Consider the following 17,818-nt stretch of genomic DNA (forward strand, 5'->3'; position numbering starts at 1 on the left):
TCTGGGCATTTTTTCGGAAAGGCTGTATATGAAGGTTTTGACACCTGACAGATGTGACGCCATTATCAGAACATCTTTTGGTTCGATCGGGGTGGCCGTCGAGGAAAACGAGGTGGCCGCTATCCGGATTTTTCCGGATCTGTTTGTTGAGAAAATGCCAAGAGACGATCTGTCTGCCGAGGCGGTCAGACAGATCGGATATTATCTGGAGCATCCCGGTACTTGTCTTGACTTGCCTGTCAAAAAGACGGGGAGCGAAACTTGTCGCCGGATCTGGGAGGCCATGATGTCGATCCCCAGCGGGGAAGTTCGCACTTATGGAGAACTGGGCAGTCTTTTGCGTTTGTCACCCGCAGCGATCAGCCTGGCATGTCAGGAAAATCCGTTGTCGCTGTATATACCGAGTCATCGTGTGATCGCCATCACCGGATCACAGGGGCCGGTTGGTGAGGGCGATCCGGAACATCCCGATATCAGGATAAAATACTGGTTACTGAAACATGAAGGTTTTTTGCGTGCATGATGACAAGAGAGCATGTCAGCCTGTCACCGGAAAACCAGGTGCTGGTCGATGAATTTTGCGATACGGTCTGGCTGGAGGACGGCTTGTCCCGCAATACACTGGATGCCTACCGTCGCGATATGCATTTGTTTGCCCAGTGGCTGGAAAAGGAATGGGCCGGTACCGGGCTGCTGGATATCACTCACGATCACCTGAATCGTTATTTTCTGGCCCGTCATGCCGAATCCAAGGCGACATCGGCGAACCGTCGTTTGACTGTTTTCAAGCGTTTTTACCGGTTGCAGGTCCGGATGGGGCGTCTGGCTCTGAATCCTTGCCAGAAAATGCATGCCGCAAAGCAGCCCGCCCGCTTTCCGCATGCCTTGTCGGAAGCGCAGGTCGAATCCCTGCTTGAAGCTCCGGATGTAGGCAAACCGTTGGGGATGCGTGACAGGACCATGATAGAACTGATGTATGCCAGCGGGTTGCGGGTGTCGGAACTGGTTGGCATCAAGCTGGTCGAAGTGGGAATGAATGAAGGCGTTCTGCGTATTCTGGGCAAAGGGAGCAAAACAAGACTGGTTCCATTTGGTGAAGAAGCGCGCCATTGGATTGAACGTTATCTGCAGGACAGCCGCCCGCTTATTCTTTCCGGAAAAATATCCGATCATCTTTTTGTCACGGCAAGAGGAACTGCCATGACCCGCCAGATGTTCTGGACACTTATCAGGAAATATGCCTTGCAGTCGGGGATTCATGAGCCTCTTTCACCTCATACATTGAGACATGCCTTCGCGACACATCTTCTGAATCACGGAGCGGATTTGCGGGTCGTTCAATTGTTGCTCGGTCACTCGGATATTTCAACGACCCAGATTTATACTCATGTGGCGCGACAGCGGCTTAAACAACTGCATGCGGCGCATCATCCCCGTGGGAGTGTTTGCATCGAAGACGAAAAGAGCTGAAGGGATTCTGACGGAATCTTGTCGGTTTTTATCTCAGTTCTATTGTCACTACGGCAAGGTTGTGGTCCGATAATTCCGGCCTGTCCGGATTGCCTTCGTTTTGCAGGTAGATCATGTTTTTGACACGACCGGTCAAATATCCTGATGTTTCCGTGAATTCTTCCGATACGAAGATATGATCGATCCGCGGTGTTCCATCCGCTTCCATAAAGCGGGCGATTTCCCCGTTACGGGTTTCCGGTTCGGTCTGGATATCGAAACAATCGTAAAGCCTGTAAAAAGGCGAAAGCGAGTGATCGCTTTCGTGTTCCTCTCCTGTGATGATACAGGTCGAGACTGCCTGGGAAAAGTCGTTGAAATCGCCAAGAATGGCCACGGGCAATGCATTGTCCTGTCTGAATTCCGATACCAGTGTCCGGACTCCAAGCGCGTCGGCCGCACGTCTCATCAGTGAGCGCAGCGCCGCCAGGCCGTACTGGTATGGATCCGGTTTGGCGGTGAAGCGGATGAAATCGGGACGTTTTGATTTCAGATGGACGACGTAAATATTCAGGATCTGCCCATTGGGAAGCAAAACAGGGGCTTCGAGAACTGGACGGGAAAACTGATTGATGACGGTATCGGTAATCGGCAGGGTGATCTGGAATTTTTTCGGAAAATTCCTGTGTGTTTGAGGTGATCCTGCCAGAGGGAAGCGGGTTAACAGGGCTACCTGAGGTTTGAGAATGGCTGGGGGATTGTTCTGGTCAAAACAGATCAGGGTAGCATGGCGATATCGCTGCGTTTTTGCCATGACGTCGCTTAACGCCTTTTTGGAAAATATTTCCTGAAATCCGATGATATCCGCATCACAGAGGTCAATCCGTTGGGCAATCCATGTCGTTTTCGCCTGATATTCTTCCTGTGTGTAAGCGGGAAGGTCATCGTAATAGGCAATTTCTGGCAAGACCAGATTGCGGACGTTGAAGGTCGCGAGTCGAATTTCCTGCTGCATATTTTCCCTTTCGCCACTACAATGCAGTCATAGGTATTTCTGTTTTGTTATCTTAACAAACGCTACGGTTATTTTTGATGCTATTGCAACGGTGTTCTTGTTCTGTCGCAAGAAAACCATAATATAAATTATATGTATACGGTTTTATTCGTCATCGCAGCTTATCTTCTTGGATCCATTTCATTTGCTCTTGTCAGCAGCAGGCTTTTCGGGTTGGCAGACCCGCGAACATATGGTTCGAAAAATCCGGGGGCGACCAATGTCTTGCGCAGTGGCAATAAACTGGCGGCTTTGCTGACACTGGTCGGCGATGCCGCCAAGGGCTGGTTGGCGGTCTGGCTGGCTTTTCTTTACGGCGGGCAATTTCAGGTGGGACAGACCGGAATTGCATGTGTCTGTATCGCTGTCTTTCTGGGACATCTTTTTCCGGTTTTTGCCCGATTCAGGGGAGGAAAAGGTGTGGCGACGGCTCTGGGTGTTTTGCTGGGTATCAGTCCGTTGCTCGGACTGGCGGTGCTGGCAACCTGGTTATGTGTCGCGTTGTTGACACGCTATTCCTCGTTGTCTGCACTGGTTTCTGCCGTTCTGGCACCGATTTACTATGGTCTGTTATACGGTTTCAATCTGTATTTTGCGGCGATTGTGGTTATCAGCGCTTTTTTGATCGGCCGACATCGGCAAAATATCGGTAATTTGTTGTCCGGCAAGGAAAGCAAGATCGGCAGCAAGAAAAAAGCGGGGTGATCGCCTTATTTTTCGAAGGGGGCCAGGAGATGATGGGCGAGGGCATACTGGACGATTTCCGCCAGAGAGTGCATGCCCATCTTATGGAAAATGCGGGATTTGTGAGTGCTTACTGTCTTGACGCTCAAATGAAGCTGGGTGCCGATTTCCGTGATGGTTTTGCCTTTGGCCAGCAGGTTGAAAATCTCGAATTCCCTGTTCGACAATTGCTGGTGAGGCAATTCCTTTTCGGGCGCCATAATGTTCATAGCAAGCTGTTCTGCCACTTCCATACTGATGTAGGGGCGGCCTGAAGCGATGCGCTGAATGGCGGTAACCAGCTGGGCTCCGGCACTTTCCTTGGTCAGATAGCCTTGCGCTCCGGCGCGGATCGAACGGACAGCATACTGTTCTTCTTCATACATGGTCAGCACCAGAATGGGCAAGGAGGGGGCTTCCGTCCGGATTTGGCGGATCAGGTCGATTCCGCTGCGTCCCGGCATGGAAAGATCCATAAGCAGCAGGTCGAATCCACCTTTTCGGACCTGTTCCAGAACACTGAATCCGTCAATAGCCTCACCGACGACTGTTATTTCGTCATCGCCTTCCAGAATGCGTTTCAGTCCTTCACGCATTAATGTGTGGTCGTCTGCAATTACTATTCTGATCATGGATGATCCGGAAACCATTAAATGAAAGATGCCGGTACAAGGTGTCCTGCAAGCGTGTTGGCACATCAAAGAGAGTCGATGGTGATGCACTATACAACGCTTTGTCGCGGTAAAATGTAGCTTACTCGTTTTTTATATACAAGTCATGAACGCCGATAACAAAAACAGCAATTTATCCCCATCTTCCAATTTTTTACGGGCCATTATCGAATCGGATAATGAAAAAGGAACGTATCAGCGTCCCGGTATGCCCAAAGTCATCACACGTTTTCCGCCGGAACCGAATGGCTATCTCCATATCGGCCATGCCAAGTCGATCTGTCTGAATTTCGGCCTGGCAAGAGATTATGATGGCCGTTGTCATTTGCGTTTCGACGATACCAATCCGACGAAGGAAGACCAGGAATTTGTCGATACGATCAAGGACAGTGTCCAGTGGCTCGGGTTTTCCTGGGAACAGGGGGGAACGGCGTACGTGCACTATGCCAGCGATTATTTCGATACGCTCTACCTGATGGCGGAGTATCTTGTCGAGGCGGGTCATGCGTATGTCGATAGCCAGACGCCGGAAGAAATTGCGAAAAACCGGGGCAGTTTCTCCGAGCCGGGAAAAAATTCCCCTTATCGTGAACGTCCGGCATCCGAATCGCTCGATCTTTTCCGGAGGATGAAAGCGGGTGAATTTCCCGATGGAGCGCATGTCCTGCGGGCCAAAATCGATATGGCGTCACCCAATATGAACATGCGCGATCCGGTTATTTACCGGATTCGTCATGCCCATCATCACAGAACGGGTGACAAATGGAATATTTATCCGATGTACGATTATACGCATCCGATTTCCGATGCACTGGAAAACATCACTCATTCGATCTGTACGCTGGAATTCCAGGATCATCGTCCTTTCTATGACTGGATTCTTGAACGGCTCACGGAAACGACGACGTTACCGGACGGTCGTGTAATCGGAGGGTTTTTGCAGAAACCGTTACCTCACCAGTATGAATTTGCGCGGCTGAACCTGACCTATACCATAACCAGCAAGCGGAAACTGTTGCAACTGGTGGAAGAAAAAATCGTGGATGGCTGGGACGATCCGCGGATGCCGACGATCGTCGGTATCCGTCGCCGGGGCTACACGCCTGAATCCATCCAGCTTTTCTGTGAACGGATCGGAGTGGCCAAAGCCGATGGCTGGATCGACATGGGTACGCTGGAAGGCAGTTTGAGGGATGATCTCGACCCCAAGGCGCCCAGGGCCGCTGCTGTTTTGCATCCGGTAAAGCTGATTATCGATAATTTCCCGGAACATCTGCAGGAAGAATGTACATCTCCGGTTCATCCTCATTATCCTGAACGGGGAGTGCGCCGTTTCCCGATCACGAAGGAGTTGTGGATAGAACGCGAGGATTTCATGATTGATCCCGTGAAAGGGTATTTCCGGCTATTCCCTGGCAATCGTGTCCGGCTTCGTTACGGTTATGTCGTTGAATGTACCGGTTACGATATGGATGATGCCGGCAATGTCACGGCCGTACATTGCAATTATTTCCCGGACAGCAAAAGCGGAACGGACGGCAGTACGGCCTATAAGGTAAAAGGCAACATTCACTGGGTCAGTTGCGAACATGCAATAAAGGCCGAGGTTCGCCTTTACGACCGGCTGTTTGCCGATCCGGCTCCGGATGCCAATAACAAGGATTTCAGGCTGGCCCTGAACCCGAATTCGAAGGAAGTGGTTGACGCTTATCTTGAACCGGGCCTTGCCGTGGCCCGGCCCGGAGACATTTATCAGTTTGAACGGCATGGATATTTTGTCGCCGATATCAAGGATTCCCGTCCGGGCAAGCCGGTATTCAATCGTGCGGTAACACTTCGCGATTCATGGGGAAAAAAGAAGTGATGTTCCTGATAGCCTGATTCCATGAAAAACGCGCCTTGACAGCGCGTTTTTCATGGAATCGAAAAAACTATTTCTTCCTTGAAGTAACCGTTTTGCCTTGTGTTTTTAATGCGACCTGATATAAAGGCATGACTTTGGGCAGTTCTGCCTGCAACCTTTCAATTCGTGAAGAATCGCTTGGATGTGTCGAAAGCAGTTCAGGTGTGGAACTTCCTCCCAGTTTTTCCATTTTCTTCCAGACATTGGTTGCCGCTTCGGGATTGTAACCGGCACGTGCCATCAATTCCATGCCCATAACGTCGGCTTCCGATTCCATGGTTCTCGAAAAAGGCAGTGTCAGAAACAGTTCGCCTGCTTTTCCAGCCAGTGACTGTTGTGTTGAACTGAATCCGGCCAGCGCTCCGGCGATGGACAGGGCCTGCTCTGTCGCTACCTGTTGGGAAATCTGTTCGCGGCTGTGTTCGCGAAGGGCATGGGCCATTTCATGGCCGATGACGGCAGCCAGTTCGTCATCGGTCAGGTTGAGTGAACGGATAATACCGCTGTAAACAGCGATTTTGCCTCCGGGCATACAGTAAGCGTTCACTTCCTTGCTGTCGATGACATTGACTTCCCAGTTCCAGTTCAGGGCGTCCGGCCGGAATATGCCGACCTGGGCAATCAACCGTTTGGAAATCTTCTGGACCCGTTTTGTATCATTGGTGTTGGTGTTTAGGACCTTTGCGGAACGTGCCTTGCCCAGCGCCTGTTTGTAAGCGGTTGCCGCACTCTGATTGACTTTGTCGGAAGAAATCAGCAGAAACTGGCTTCGCGAGGAACCGGTCGCACCGCCAGCCGTCGTGCTCTGGCATCCTGTTATCAGAAGTACACCGGTTACGAGTGAAGTCAGTAAAAAAACAAGGTGTTTCATGAGGTGCTCCGGAAAAGTGAGTAATTCTTGATGAATTTTACCCGGTAATTGCCATTTTTCATTAATGTTGGTGATTTTGCAATTTTTTTCAACGAACCGATCAATGCAGGAGAAAGATGGAGTTCAGGTACGGCATTTCATTTCCAGACGTGTATGATTGAATGGATAGAGAGACGGTATCGTTTTTTTTTTTACACATCTGTCTGATTTATGTTGAGGAAAGGTCTGAATCATGAAACTGTATTATGCGCCCGGAGCGTGTTCATTATCTCCCCATATCGTGCTGGAAGAGTCGGGGCTTCCTTTTGAGTTGGAAAAAGTGGATCTTCAAACAAAAGAAACGGCTTCCGGTCATGACTTTTATCTGGTCAATACAAAAGGTTCCGTTCCGGCACTGGAACTCGATGACGGCCAGGTACTGACGGAAGGGGCGGCAATTGTCCAGTATCTGGGTGATCAGGTGCCTGAAAAGGAATTGATCCCGCTGCCAAAGACCATGGAGCGGTACCGTGTCATGGAATGGCTCAATTTCATTGCGACTGAATTGCAGAAAAGTTTCACGCCGATTTTCAATCCGGCCTACACATCCTGTTGTGAGGAAGCGAAGAAAACATTGCTCAGGCAATTCGATTTCGTCGATCGCAGACTGACGGGCAAGTCCTATGTCATGGGGGAACGGTTTACGGTAGTGGATGCCTATCTGTTCACTATTTCAACCTGGATTGAAGCGGCGGAGTTGTCCGTTGACCAATGGAAGGCGCTTTCGGCCTATCGAAAGCGGATTTCAGAACGTCCTGCCGTATGCAGGGCCATGATGGCCGAAGGACTGGTTTAACCTGTCAGGAAAAGATGACCGTCCGGTCCTGTTCACAGGCCCGGATTGGTGATCAGTGAATGTATTTCGTTGATCCGGTCAACGATTTGATCGCTTAGTGAAATAGAAATGGCATCGATGTTTTCCTTGAGATGTTCCAGTTTCGTTCCGCCGATGATCGTGGCGTCGATAAACCAGCGTGAATAACACCATGCCAATGCCAGCTGGGCCGAGGTCATGCCGTGATCTTTGGCCAGTTGCATATACTGGCGGGTCGCTTCCAGGACAGCCGGACGGCGGTAATGGGCATTCCAGTCCGAGGAGAATAATGTCAGACGACCGCGGATTTTCGGATTGTCAATGTATTTTCCTGTCAGTTGTCCAAATGCCAGAGGGCTGTAAGCGATCAGTCCGATATTTTCCCGGAAACAGATTTCATCCATACCGATTTCGAAATGTCTGTCGGTCAGATTGTAGGCATTCTGAATGGAGACGATCCTCGGCAATCCTTTGGCCTCGGCTGTCTTGATGAATTCCATCAGGCCCCAGGCCGATTCATTGGAAATGCCAATATGCCGGATTTTGCCTTCATCAATCAGCTTGCCCAGTACAGTCAGCGTTTCCTCGACAGGAATGCTGGGACGTTCATCTTTGGGATTGAAGATCACTTTTCCGAAAAACGGGACATTCCGGCTGGGCCAGTGCAACTGGTAGAGATCGATATAATCTGTTTTCAGCCGTCTCAGGCTGCCTTCAACCGCCAGACGGATGTTTTTTTCATCCAGGTCGTTTTTGCCATTGCGTAACCAGGAGATAAGACGCGAGGGTCCTGCCACTTTGGTGGCTAAAACGATTTTGTCCCGAAGACCTCTTTTTTCAGCCAGTTTCCGATGATCGTTTCGCTCAGACCTTGTGTGGCCGCCTGGGGCATGACAGGATAGATTTCGGCCGTATCAATGAAATTGATGCCGCGATCGAATGCATAGTCCAGCAGCTGGAACGCTTCGCTTTCATTGTTCTGGTCTCCGAAGGTCATGGTTCCGAGACAGACCTTCGAAACATGCATGCCACTGGTGCCCAAAGGTATTTTCTGCATAATTCCAGCTCCTTTCAAGTCGCTTCGGATAAATGGCGAAATCATCAGGCCTGGCGAAGAGCTTGCACACATTCCCGGACCAGTCCGGGGCCGGAGTAAATCATGCCGGTCAGAATCTGGACAAGCGATGCCCCGGCTTCGATTTTATCTTTGGCGTCTTCACCGGTCAAAATACCACCGACACCGATAATGGGAATGGCATTGCCCAGTTCGGTCTTGAGCTGGCGGATGACATGCGTGGACAAGTCCCTTACCGGAGCGCCGGAAAGTCCTCCGGTTTCCTGTCCGTGTTCCAGATTATTGACAGTATCGCGGGTGATGGTGGTATTGGTCGCGATGACGCCGTCGATTTCATGGCGTATCAGGGCATCGGCAATGTTTTTGATCTGGCTGTCGTCTATATCCGGAGCGATTTTCAGTGCCAGCGGCACATATCTTGAATATTGTTGCGACAATCTGCTCTGGGCGGCTTTCAGTTGCGTCAGCAGATTGTCCAGTTCGGATTCACCCTGCAACTGCCGCAGGTTTTTGGTGTTCGGGGATGAAATGTTGATGGCAATGTAATCGGCGACGGGATAAACCTTTTCAAGACAGATCAGGTAATCATCGACAGCTTTCTCGATGGGGGTGACGGCGTTTTTTCCGATGTTCAAGCCCAGTATGCCTTTTTTTCCTGGTAAAAGCGGGAGGCTTTCACGTTTTTGACCAGTACATCGACGCCATCGTTATTGAATCCCATCCGGTTGATCAGACCTTGCGCTTTGGGAAGACGGAACATTCTGGGTTTCGGATTGCCGGGTTGCGGTTTGGGGGTGACGGTTCCGAGTTCGAGAAAACCGAAACCGAGGGAGGCAAGGCCGTCTATACACGACCCGTTTTTATCGAGACCGGCAGCAAGACCGACCGGGTTGGGGAAAGTCAGCCCCATGACCTTTCTGGGGGAAGGCTGGACTGCCGGGGCCAGTGCCGTTATTCCCACGGCAGCGGCCATTCTCATGGAAGAGAGCGTGAATTGATGGGCGTTTTCCGGATCCATTGAAAAAAGGCATGGCCGGATCAGGGCATACATGAAATTAGGGATCATGAGATTCTGTAATTGTTGCGATGTGCTTGAACCGGGTTTGGAAGCCTGACTTTCACATGATATTCCGCAACCGGTGTACCGGATCGGTATATTGTAACTTAAGTCGGATGTTTATTTTAATCAGGGAATTTTGTGAAAGGAGCACAACGGGCAAATGTCTTCCGATTTCCATGATGTGATGGGGGGCAGGTCAATGACCTGTTTGAGATGGGCATTGAAATCCGTACGGCGGACAGGAATGGCGCCCAGCGATGCCAGATGGGCGGTTTCCTGCTGGCAATCGATCATTTTCACTCCATTGGTTTTCAGGAAAAAAACCAGATGGGCAAGGGCGACTTTGGATGCATCTGTTATTCGTGCGAACATGGATTCACCGAAGAACATTTTTCCGATACAGATACCGTACGCTCCCCCTGCCAGGGTATTCTCGTACCAGAGTTCCGTGGAATGGGCGATACCCATATCGTGCAGTTTTTGATAATTGTGAATGATTTCCTCTGTAATCCATGTGCCGGCAGCCTTTTTCCGGGGAGCCGCACATTCCCTGATGACCTGCGCAAAATCCGAGTCGAATTTCAGTTGCCACGGGCCACCGGTGTGAATGCTTTTGTGAATCTGTTTCAGTTTCTTTTTCAGGCTGTGGGAGATCACGAACTGTTCCGTAAGCAAGACCATACGGGGGTCCGTGCTCCACCATAACACAGGCTGGTTCTCCGAGAACCAGGGAAAAATGCCGTGCCGGTAGGCATCGATCAGTCTGGGTGGGGACAGATCCGTGCCGGCTGCCAGAAGACCGGGGAATCCGCTTTCTTCTGTCAAAGCCGTGGCGATATCGGGAAAAGGATCGTTTTGTTCCAGCCAGGGAATCATAGGTCCGGTTTATGGCATGTTGTGACGGTTCTGAAAGGAATGTGTCATTTGTTTTCGGGTTTTCAGGACGGTTTCCGGAGTCTGGCATGTCTTACAATGGCATCGCCCAGTTGCATGGCATCCCACTTCACAATTTCGACCGCCGCGCGTTTTTCCTTGTGTGACGTGTGTTTCGGATCGGCCGCTTCGACCAGAATGACCGGAATACCCAGTTTTTTCGCGGCGTCCAGTTCCAGATTCGCCCAGCGTTTGAATTCCTCGAATACTCCGGCAAGAATGATCAGGCAGGAACACGGTTTCATCTGTTTTTCGATCGAAAGTGCCAGAGCCTTGTTGGATGGCAGAAACTGGGCGGGATCGTCCTTGGAGACACTGTAATATTCATAACCGAACCCTTCTGTCTTGAGACGATAGGTTTCCATCAGGCTTGTGATTCTTTCAACACCATCTTGTTCGACCCAGCTGTGACTGAGAAAAACGGGATACGTTGCCATATATGTACTCTCCTGGTTTTGCTGTAACGTGATCAAGTTGTTCTGACAGGTTTATTTGGTCAGATCAAGTGTATGAAAACCGAAATTGCCGCCATTCTGTATTTTTTTTCTGTCTTCGAAATAGAACTTGAGAGCGTATTTTATCGTTGAAAATGCCAGTTGATCCCAGGGAATTTCTTTTTCGGTAAACAGACGGGTTTCAAGACTTTCCTCTCCTGGTGCAAAGTTCGTATTTTCCAGTTGTGCCAGATAAAAAAGATGAACCTGATGATAAACCGGCAGGTTCATCAATGAAAACAGGTTTGAAATCCTGACGTCCGCTCCGGCTTCTTCCTTTGTTTCGCGTCGGGCAGCCTGTTCTGTCGTTTCATCGTTTTCCATGAATCCTCCGGGGAGGGTCCAGAAACCGTGACGGGGTGTGATGGCACGGCGGCACAACAGAATGGATGTTTCATTTTCCGTCTCCCATGTCGGTATGCTGCAAACCACGATTTTGGGATTTTCATAATGGATCATGTGGCAATTCGGACAGATATGCCGGGGCATATTGTCCAGAGGAGGGATACCGATTGTCAGGGCATGGCCGCAATGAGAACAGAATTTCATGGAAACCGGGTCGGAATTGGCTAATAAATTTATCGGAAGGATGCGAAGGAATAATCCCGCCGAAGTCATACAAAAAATAATGTTACCCTTTTTTGGAAAGCTTCAAAAGGCAGTGACCGGGCAGAGTCATCATGACGGTATACAAGCGATATGACCCGGTATCGTATGAAAACGTTCTTTTTTGAGAGGCTATTGAACTGAAATAAAAAAAGGATTATAATTTTATCTTTCCAGACGCGGGGTGGAGCAGTCTGGCAGCTCGTCGGGCTCATAACCCGAAGGTCGTAGGTTCAAATCCTGCCCCCGCAACCAGTTTATGAAAACCGCTGAAATGTTTCAGCGGTTTTTTCATTTCTGGTTCGGTCAAACAAAGGTTGGTGAAATGCCGTTCAGATACGAGATTGTCCAGGTATCTGAACGGCAGGAATGGAGGAGCATTCAGGGACAAACGATGTTTCTGTTGCGACGGTTTCCGGTTGTCAACGGAGATCGTTTTCTCAGACTTCGGAATGATATGTCCTGTCGGCTTTTTCGAATTGTGCTTTCATCGTATCGGAGGGCGATTTGCCAAGAAGACTGGTAATGATGATGGCAATGGTACCGAACAGGAATCCCGGAATGATTTCATAAATGCCCAAATGGTCAAGACATGTTTTCCAGAGGATGATCGTGGCGGCACCGACGAAAATGCCCGCAAATGCACCATTTCTCGTCATCCGTTTCCAGATAAGGGAGAGAAGGATAACCGGACCGAATGCCGCGCCGAAACCGGCCCACGCGTAGGCGACAAGGCTTAAGACCTTGTTGTCCGGATTGAAAGCGATGACAATCGCGATAATGGAAATGAGCATGACCATCATACGGCCGATCCAGACCAGCTCGGTCTGTGAGGCTTTGGGACGCAGGAATGCACGGTAAAAATCTTCAGTCAGTGCACTGGAACAGACGAGCAGCTGGCAACTGAGTGTACTCATTACCGCGGCCATAATGGCGGACAGGATGATGCCGGCGATCCATGGATTGAAAAGAATTTTGGTCAATTCCATGAATACGGCTTCATTGTTTTGCATGACACCGGCGGCCAGAGACGGATTGCTTGAAAAGTAGGATATCCCGAAAAAACCGGTTGCCACCGCACCGGCAAGACAGAGAATCATCCATGTCATGCTGATACGGCGCGCTCTGGGAATTGACCTGACAGAATCAGCCGCCATGAAGCGGACAAGAATGTGGGGTTGTCCGAAGTAACCCAGTCCCCAGCCCAGAAGGGAAATGATGGCGGTGAAGTCCAGTCCCTTGAACATGTCCAGCTTGCCGGGGGCCTCGTTTTTGATCATGGATAAGGCCGATGGCAGGTCGCCTATGGCAAGAATCGCGAAAACGGGGGTAATCAGAAGGGCGAAAATCATGAGAGTCGCCTGAACGGTGTCTGTCCAGCTGACTGCCAGAAATCCGCCGATGAAAACATAAGTGATGGTGGCGAATGCACCGATCCAGAGTGCCGTGTTATAGGAGAGGCCGAATGTGCTTTCAAAAAGCCGTGCACCGGCGACCATACCGGAAGAACAGTAAATGGTAAAAAAAATCAGGATCACCAGAGCAGAAAGGATTCTCAGGATTCTGCTTTTGTCTTCAAAGCGGTTGGTCAGATAATCCGGCAGAGTCTGGGCATTGCCGCAAAATTCAGTATGGACACGCAGTCTGCCAGCGACCAGAAGCCAGTTGAACCATGCTCCGATGATCAGGCCGATAGCGATCCAGCTTTCGGAAAGTCCTGAAAGAAAAACGGCACCCGGCAGTCCCATAAGGAGCCATCCACTCATGTCGGAAGCACCGGCGGACATCGCGGTGACAAAACTGCCGAGACGGCGTCCACCCAGAATGTAATCGGAAAGATTTCGTGTCGCCCGATAGGCTATAAATCCGATCAGGGTCGTTGCAACGATATAAACAATAAAAGTGACGAGAAGCGGGGTATCAACGTTCATGCCTGACGGTTCGGGTAATGATCAAGTGAAAAACGGAACATTAGAACAAATTATTGGTCAATATGCCAGTCTGGATTGCGTATTTCTTGCCGGTTGAGGCGGTTTGACCGTCCGGAAAGGATCGGGCAGACCGGAATGGAAAAAATATGGAATTTTGGTTTTGTAATCAGTTGTCCATGTTTTGCAGGAGCTTGTATCAATCGTTATGGACGGAATTTTTCTGTCACCATGATTTTTAAAATGGTCTGATCCATTCCGGACGGAGCTGTGCCTCATCAGGATGTTCGATAGCGAGATCGATTTCCTGTAACAGACGTTCCTTGTCCTTGCCCAGAGTGCCTTTCAGCACAAGCTGGTTGGATGCATGATCGCTTCGGAATATGGTCGATTTCAGTTCAAGTGCGTTGACGAACTGCCGCATTTCCAGGAAGCGTTCATGCTGGTTCATTTTGATGAACTGGCCATTGTACCCCTGCTGGAAACGGGCCTCGCCATGCGGGAGATTCAATACAAGCGCAGCCAGGAATTCCGGTTGCGTCCGGTTTGCCAGCAATGCCGAATTCAAGGCGTGTTGTTCGCTGAATCGGGTTCCTCCCACTCCGTTGATGATCATGACGGAACGTTTGATTCCGGCGTCGGCAAGACGGTTTAACGAATCGACGGTCGATTGGTGCGTTTCCCCCTTGTTGATGGATTTGAGTACGAAATCGTCTCCCGATTCGGCACCGACATAAACCTGTCTGAGTCCGGCGTCGTACAGGGCTTTCAGTTCTTCATCCGACTTGCGTGTGACATTTCTGGGTGAACAGTAAGAGGAAATACGTGTCACTTCCGGCAGATATTGCCGGATCGTGTCCAGTATGAACAGCAGTCTTCTTGCCGGAAGTGCAATGACATCTCCATCGGCCAGAAATACCCTTTTTATTCCGGAGTAGCGCTGGCTGAACCATTCGATTTCACGCAGGACATCTTCTTCCGGCTTGACGGAAAAACGTTTTTGAGGCTGGGTATACATGTCGCAATACGTGCACTTGTTCCAGCTGCAGCCGTTGGTTACTTGCAGAATCAGGGAATTGGCTTCGCTTGGTGGCCGGAAAACAGGTTCGATGTATCTGACAGGTATGTATTGCATAAGTATGAAAATGAACGGGAAAAACCATTATTTTATCATCGCCTTTTTTCTGCAGGCACGGCTGGTGAGTGTGTGTCAATCCGGTAAACATGCGTTATGGCAGGAAAAAGGATATTTTGATTCCCGTCTGGCTGTTTGCTTTTTTCCGCGAAAGACGGCGCACTGGTGGAATGCCTCGATCGAAACGGGCATATTGCAGCTCAGGCAGAGTCTGCTGGTCAGTTTGAGCAATTCCTTGATATCCCGGCCGCTGGAATTCGGAAATTCACGGACCAGCTGGCCGATCAGTTCGTCGGGAATATCGATCTGGAACTGGTCGGACAAGGTTCTCCAGAGTCTGATGGCATCTTCACGGGGTGGCGTCTCATATCGTATGACGGCGATGCAGCGTGACAGAATGGCATCGTCCACATCGTCGATCCGATTGGTCGTCATGAAAAGCAGACCGTTGAAATATTCCAGTGTCCGCAGAAATTCGGCGACGATGGCATTGTGCTGAAGGTCATTGTCTCGTTTCCGGATATATACGTCCGCTTCATCGAGCAGCAGAATGGAATCCCAGCGCGATGCGCGTTTCAGGATATCGGCGAGTGCCGCCTCGACACTTGTTGCCGATGTTCCCAATTGCCCCGAGTGAACGCGGTATAACGGTTTGCTGACGACTTCGGAATAGACTTCCGCCGTGAGCGTCTTGCCAAGACCGGCCGCTCCCATGCACAGAATGGTTGCCCCTCCGGATTTCCCGGGGACAATGTCGCTTGCCGAGACATCCATGTGTGACGTCAGGATGTCGATCAGTTTCCGGTGTTCCGGCGGCAGAATCAGTTTGGTTTTCAGTTCGGGACGGTACCGGTATTCTTCCAGGTTATCCACATGGATCCAGCAGTTCCGGTGCAATTCCAGATGGAACATGTGCAGATAGCAGTGGAGCGGAATTTGGCTGTACATATCGTCCGTGCGGTTTCTCCGGTCGGAATGTGTTTCGATCCGCCGCTCGAGAATTTCCTCGTCGTTGACACATCTGGCGGACGTTTCCGGACTGATACGGAATAATTCCAGGTTTTTGAAAAGGCGGCTGTCGCCTTCCCTGATCAGAAAGCCCGAGTGTTTCGCCAGAAACTGTTTTCCGTAGAAAGGCTGGAAATTCCGGAATCGTCCGGCCTGTTTTGTGTATTCTTCCTTGAATTCCGTACATTCCTTGTAGAAACCTTTTTGGGCCAGCAGTTCGGGAATCGTCAGTTTTCCAAGCTCTCTCTGGTAGAAAAGGATGGCGTTCGTCATCCCGGTCCGCCATTGCTCGGGCGAATCGTCGTCAACAGGGCTGGTGGAGGTGATGGTGTTCGCGAGCAACTGGATGCTGACGAAAGGAATTCCGGCATAAGGCCCGTCACGCGTCTGAATATATTCAATGCTGTCGATCAGCCACGGAAGCAGGACACCGTCCGTATTGCGGCGGTAAACCCAGCCGTCGATACCGTTGGTCTCAAAATAGTCGACCAGTGCCGGTACCAGCATTTCCAGTCGGGTTACCACAAGATCATGCCCGTGGCCGCTGCGGATATGTCGCAAGGCGATCATCTGGAACATGAGCGATTTGTCGTTGTCCCTTTCAGCCTGTCGCCACAACTGTTCCAGCGATTCGGCATCGAATACGTGATCGGGAATCAGAATCTTTCCGTTGGCCGTTTCATGTGCGGAAAGCTGTTTGGCCAACAGCGTTTCTTTACGGATACAGGCAAGCAGATTGTTGGCCTGTGTAAAGGAAAGTTCGAATTCCACCATCACTCCTTGTCCAAGTGTTTGCAGTAAGGTTTCGGGAAAAGGTTCCGGATTAGAAATTGCCTGCCAGTGACAGAAATCCTGACGGAGGCATCTCTGCGGGAGCGGGAGTGTCTATATTAGCATGTTCCGTTCCGGAATTTCCGGGTTGAGAATCCCGGAACGGATTTCGGTGTCAGTGTTGTGCACGGACTTTATCCGCGGATATCTTGAGTGCGTCTGACAGATTGGCGATGGCTTTTTCTCTGGACAGATTGGTTTTGAAGTTCAGCAATTTTTCCGCTTTTTCAATGGATAATGGCCAGTCATCCGTCAGGAAAGCACTTCCTTTCCATTCACTGGCGTCGATCGCGATGACCCTGGCTTCGGGGTTGACCAGATCGGTGATCAGTCTGGCGACATCTTCCCATGTCAGGTAAATGCTGGCGGCATTGAAGAGTTCTCCCTTGACGTCGCTTGAAAAGAGAGCAAGTACCAGGGACACGAAATCATCCAGTTGCAGGAAACTGCCTCCGCTTTTTGCCGGAACTTCAATGCTTCCCTTTTCAATGGCGTCGCGAATCATGGCACGTATGTTCCGGCCGCCGATGACATCACCGTAGGCGTACCAGACCATGACGTTATTGACTTGCAAATCGTGCTGTACAGCGTAAATCTTGCCGAGTTCTTCCGTCATCAGTTTGGCAAGTGCATAGACCGGATTTCTCGAAACTTCCACCCGATGTTCCTGGTTTTCGGAAACAGGATGGGAAAGCGGTTTTCCGTAGGAGACAGCGGTAGTGGTATTGATCACATGTTTTACGCCGTATTCGACGGCAGCATCCAGCAGATACTGGTATCCCTTGACATCAATATCGAGCAGGTCTGGCAAATTGTCGGAAAAACTCCATGCCAGGTGAATGATGGCATCGACACCATTGACAGCGGATTTGACGAATTCCCTGTCGGCAAGGTCACCGCAGCAGGTTTCGATTTTACCCGGAGCGAATTGTGCAAGGCCTTCCCTGTCGCGATCGAGTACACGTATATCATGTCCGAATGAGACCAGTTTGCGAATAATGTGCGGTCCCATGTTTCCACAGCCGCCGGTAACGAGAATTTTCATGATTTTCCTTTGTGAGTTTGCGGTTGAATCCGGTTTTTCCAGTTACTGAATGCAGTACCGGCCTGTGTCAGGCTCGGTTATCCAGTTTATTTTAATGGATGCCATCTTTTCTGCAAAAAAAGAGACATGAAAGGGCCGAAAATGATATGGATTACGTGTTTTGGCCGGTTTCGATTTCT

General features: G+C 50.2%; 15 protein-coding genes, 1 tRNA gene and 2 pseudogenes. 6 read left to right on the forward strand and 12 right to left on the reverse strand.

From position 1 onward, the window contains the following. Window positions 1-28 precede the first annotated feature (28 nt). Both NB647_RS02615 and xerD read left to right on the forward strand, forming a co-directional pair. Window positions 29-523 carry a methylated-DNA--[protein]-cysteine S-methyltransferase gene (locus NB647_RS02615; protein WP_269284004.1) on the forward strand — a complete coding sequence of 165 codons (495 nt, stop codon included), beginning with the start codon at window positions 29-31 and terminating at the stop codon, window positions 521-523. Further along, window positions 520-1,470, forward strand: coding sequence for a site-specific tyrosine recombinase XerD (gene xerD / locus NB647_RS02620; protein WP_269284005.1), 951 nt, complete (start codon window positions 520-522; stop codon window positions 1,468-1,470). The genes NB647_RS02615 and xerD overlap by 4 nt, the downstream gene beginning before the upstream one ends. A 28-nt stretch (window positions 1,471-1,498) precedes the next feature. Here the strand turns inward: xerD and NB647_RS02625 are convergent, their stop codons facing one another. Beyond that, window positions 1,499-2,464 carry an endonuclease/exonuclease/phosphatase family protein gene (locus NB647_RS02625; RefSeq protein ID WP_269264998.1) on the reverse strand — a complete coding sequence of 322 codons (966 nt, stop codon included), beginning with the start codon at window positions 2,462-2,464 and terminating at the stop codon, window positions 1,499-1,501. A gap of 132 nt (window positions 2,465-2,596) precedes the next feature. On the opposite strand from NB647_RS02625, the gene plsY reads away from it, so the two are divergent. Continuing rightward, window positions 2,597-3,208 carry a glycerol-3-phosphate 1-O-acyltransferase PlsY gene (plsY, locus tag NB647_RS02630; RefSeq protein ID WP_269264999.1) on the forward strand — a complete coding sequence of 204 codons (612 nt, stop codon included), beginning with the start codon at window positions 2,597-2,599 and terminating at the stop codon, window positions 3,206-3,208. 5 nt (window positions 3,209-3,213) lie between these two features. Here plsY and NB647_RS02635 read toward each other — a convergent pair whose 3' ends face one another. Then, window positions 3,214-3,858, reverse strand: a complete 645-nt coding sequence (locus NB647_RS02635; protein WP_269284006.1) for a response regulator — start codon at window positions 3,856-3,858, stop codon at window positions 3,214-3,216. Window positions 3,859-4,003: 145 nt separating this feature from the next. Between NB647_RS02635 and NB647_RS02640 the strand changes: the two genes are divergently transcribed. Next, window positions 4,004-5,761 (forward strand): glutamine--tRNA ligase/YqeY domain fusion protein, encoded by a 1,758-nt coding sequence (locus NB647_RS02640; RefSeq protein WP_269284007.1) that lies wholly within the window; start codon window positions 4,004-4,006, stop codon window positions 5,759-5,761. 67 nt (window positions 5,762-5,828) lie between these two features. On the opposite strand, the gene NB647_RS02645 is transcribed toward NB647_RS02640, so the two are convergent. After that, on the reverse strand, window positions 5,829-6,671 hold the full coding sequence (locus NB647_RS02645) for a M48 family metallopeptidase (protein ID WP_269284008.1): 843 nt from the start codon (window positions 6,669-6,671) through the stop codon (window positions 5,829-5,831). 232 nt (window positions 6,672-6,903) lie between these two features. On the opposite strand from NB647_RS02645, the gene gstA reads away from it, so the two are divergent. Next, window positions 6,904-7,506: a glutathione transferase GstA gene (gene gstA, locus NB647_RS02650; RefSeq protein WP_269284009.1), complete on the forward strand. Its 603-nt coding sequence runs from the start codon at window positions 6,904-6,906 to the stop codon at window positions 7,504-7,506. A gap of 32 nt (window positions 7,507-7,538) precedes the next feature. Here the strand turns inward: gstA and NB647_RS02655 are convergent. The 5 genes and pseudogenes from NB647_RS02655 to NB647_RS02675 form a co-directional block, all read right to left on the reverse strand. Beyond that, a pseudogene (locus tag NB647_RS02655) lies at window positions 7,539-8,581 on the reverse strand (aldo/keto reductase). Between the two features lie 44 nt (window positions 8,582-8,625). Then, window positions 8,626-9,665, reverse strand: a pseudogene (locus tag NB647_RS02660) (quinone-dependent dihydroorotate dehydrogenase). Between the two features lie 120 nt (window positions 9,666-9,785). After that, window positions 9,786-10,535: a leucyl/phenylalanyl-tRNA--protein transferase gene (gene aat / locus NB647_RS02665; protein WP_269265005.1), complete on the reverse strand. Its 750-nt coding sequence runs from the start codon at window positions 10,533-10,535 to the stop codon at window positions 9,786-9,788. A gap of 62 nt (window positions 10,536-10,597) precedes the next feature. Next, window positions 10,598-11,029 (reverse strand): TIR domain-containing protein, encoded by a 432-nt coding sequence (locus NB647_RS02670; protein ID WP_269265007.1) that lies wholly within the window; start codon window positions 11,027-11,029, stop codon window positions 10,598-10,600. Window positions 11,030-11,080: 51 nt separating this feature from the next. Then, window positions 11,081-11,635, reverse strand: a complete 555-nt coding sequence (locus NB647_RS02675; protein ID WP_269265008.1) for an NUDIX hydrolase — start codon at window positions 11,633-11,635, stop codon at window positions 11,081-11,083. Window positions 11,636-11,870: 235 nt separating this feature from the next. On the opposite strand from NB647_RS02675, the gene NB647_RS02680 reads away from it, so the two are divergent. Next, window positions 11,871-11,947, forward strand: a tRNA-Met gene (locus tag NB647_RS02680). 185 nt (window positions 11,948-12,132) lie between these two features. Here the strand turns inward: NB647_RS02680 and putP are convergent. The 4 genes from putP to NB647_RS02700 all read right to left on the reverse strand — a co-directional run bounded on the left by putP (window position 12,133) and on the right by NB647_RS02700 (window position 17,639). Next, the gene (gene putP, locus NB647_RS02685; RefSeq protein WP_269284010.1) at window positions 12,133-13,623 is read right to left on the reverse strand and encodes a sodium/proline symporter PutP; all 1,491 of its coding nucleotides are present in this window, start codon (window positions 13,621-13,623) and stop codon (window positions 12,133-12,135) included. A gap of 235 nt (window positions 13,624-13,858) precedes the next feature. Continuing rightward, the gene (locus NB647_RS02690) at window positions 13,859-14,755 is read right to left on the reverse strand and encodes a radical SAM protein (RefSeq protein ID WP_269265010.1); all 897 of its coding nucleotides are present in this window, start codon (window positions 14,753-14,755) and stop codon (window positions 13,859-13,861) included. Window positions 14,756-14,830: 75 nt separating this feature from the next. Next, entirely contained in the window at window positions 14,831-16,534 is a 1,704-nt protein-coding gene (locus NB647_RS02695) for an AAA family ATPase (RefSeq protein WP_269284012.1), read from the reverse strand. A 175-nt stretch (window positions 16,535-16,709) separates the two neighbouring features. Then, a complete protein-coding gene (locus NB647_RS02700) occupies window positions 16,710-17,639 on the reverse strand; it encodes an NAD-dependent epimerase/dehydratase family protein (protein WP_269284014.1) in 930 nt (309 codons plus the stop codon). Window positions 17,640-17,818 lie beyond the last annotated feature (179 nt).

It is taken from the genome of Oxalobacter aliiformigenes, from assembly GCF_027116575.1.
Classification (GTDB): domain Bacteria; phylum Pseudomonadota; class Gammaproteobacteria; order Burkholderiales; family Burkholderiaceae_D; genus Oxalobacter; species Oxalobacter aliiformigenes.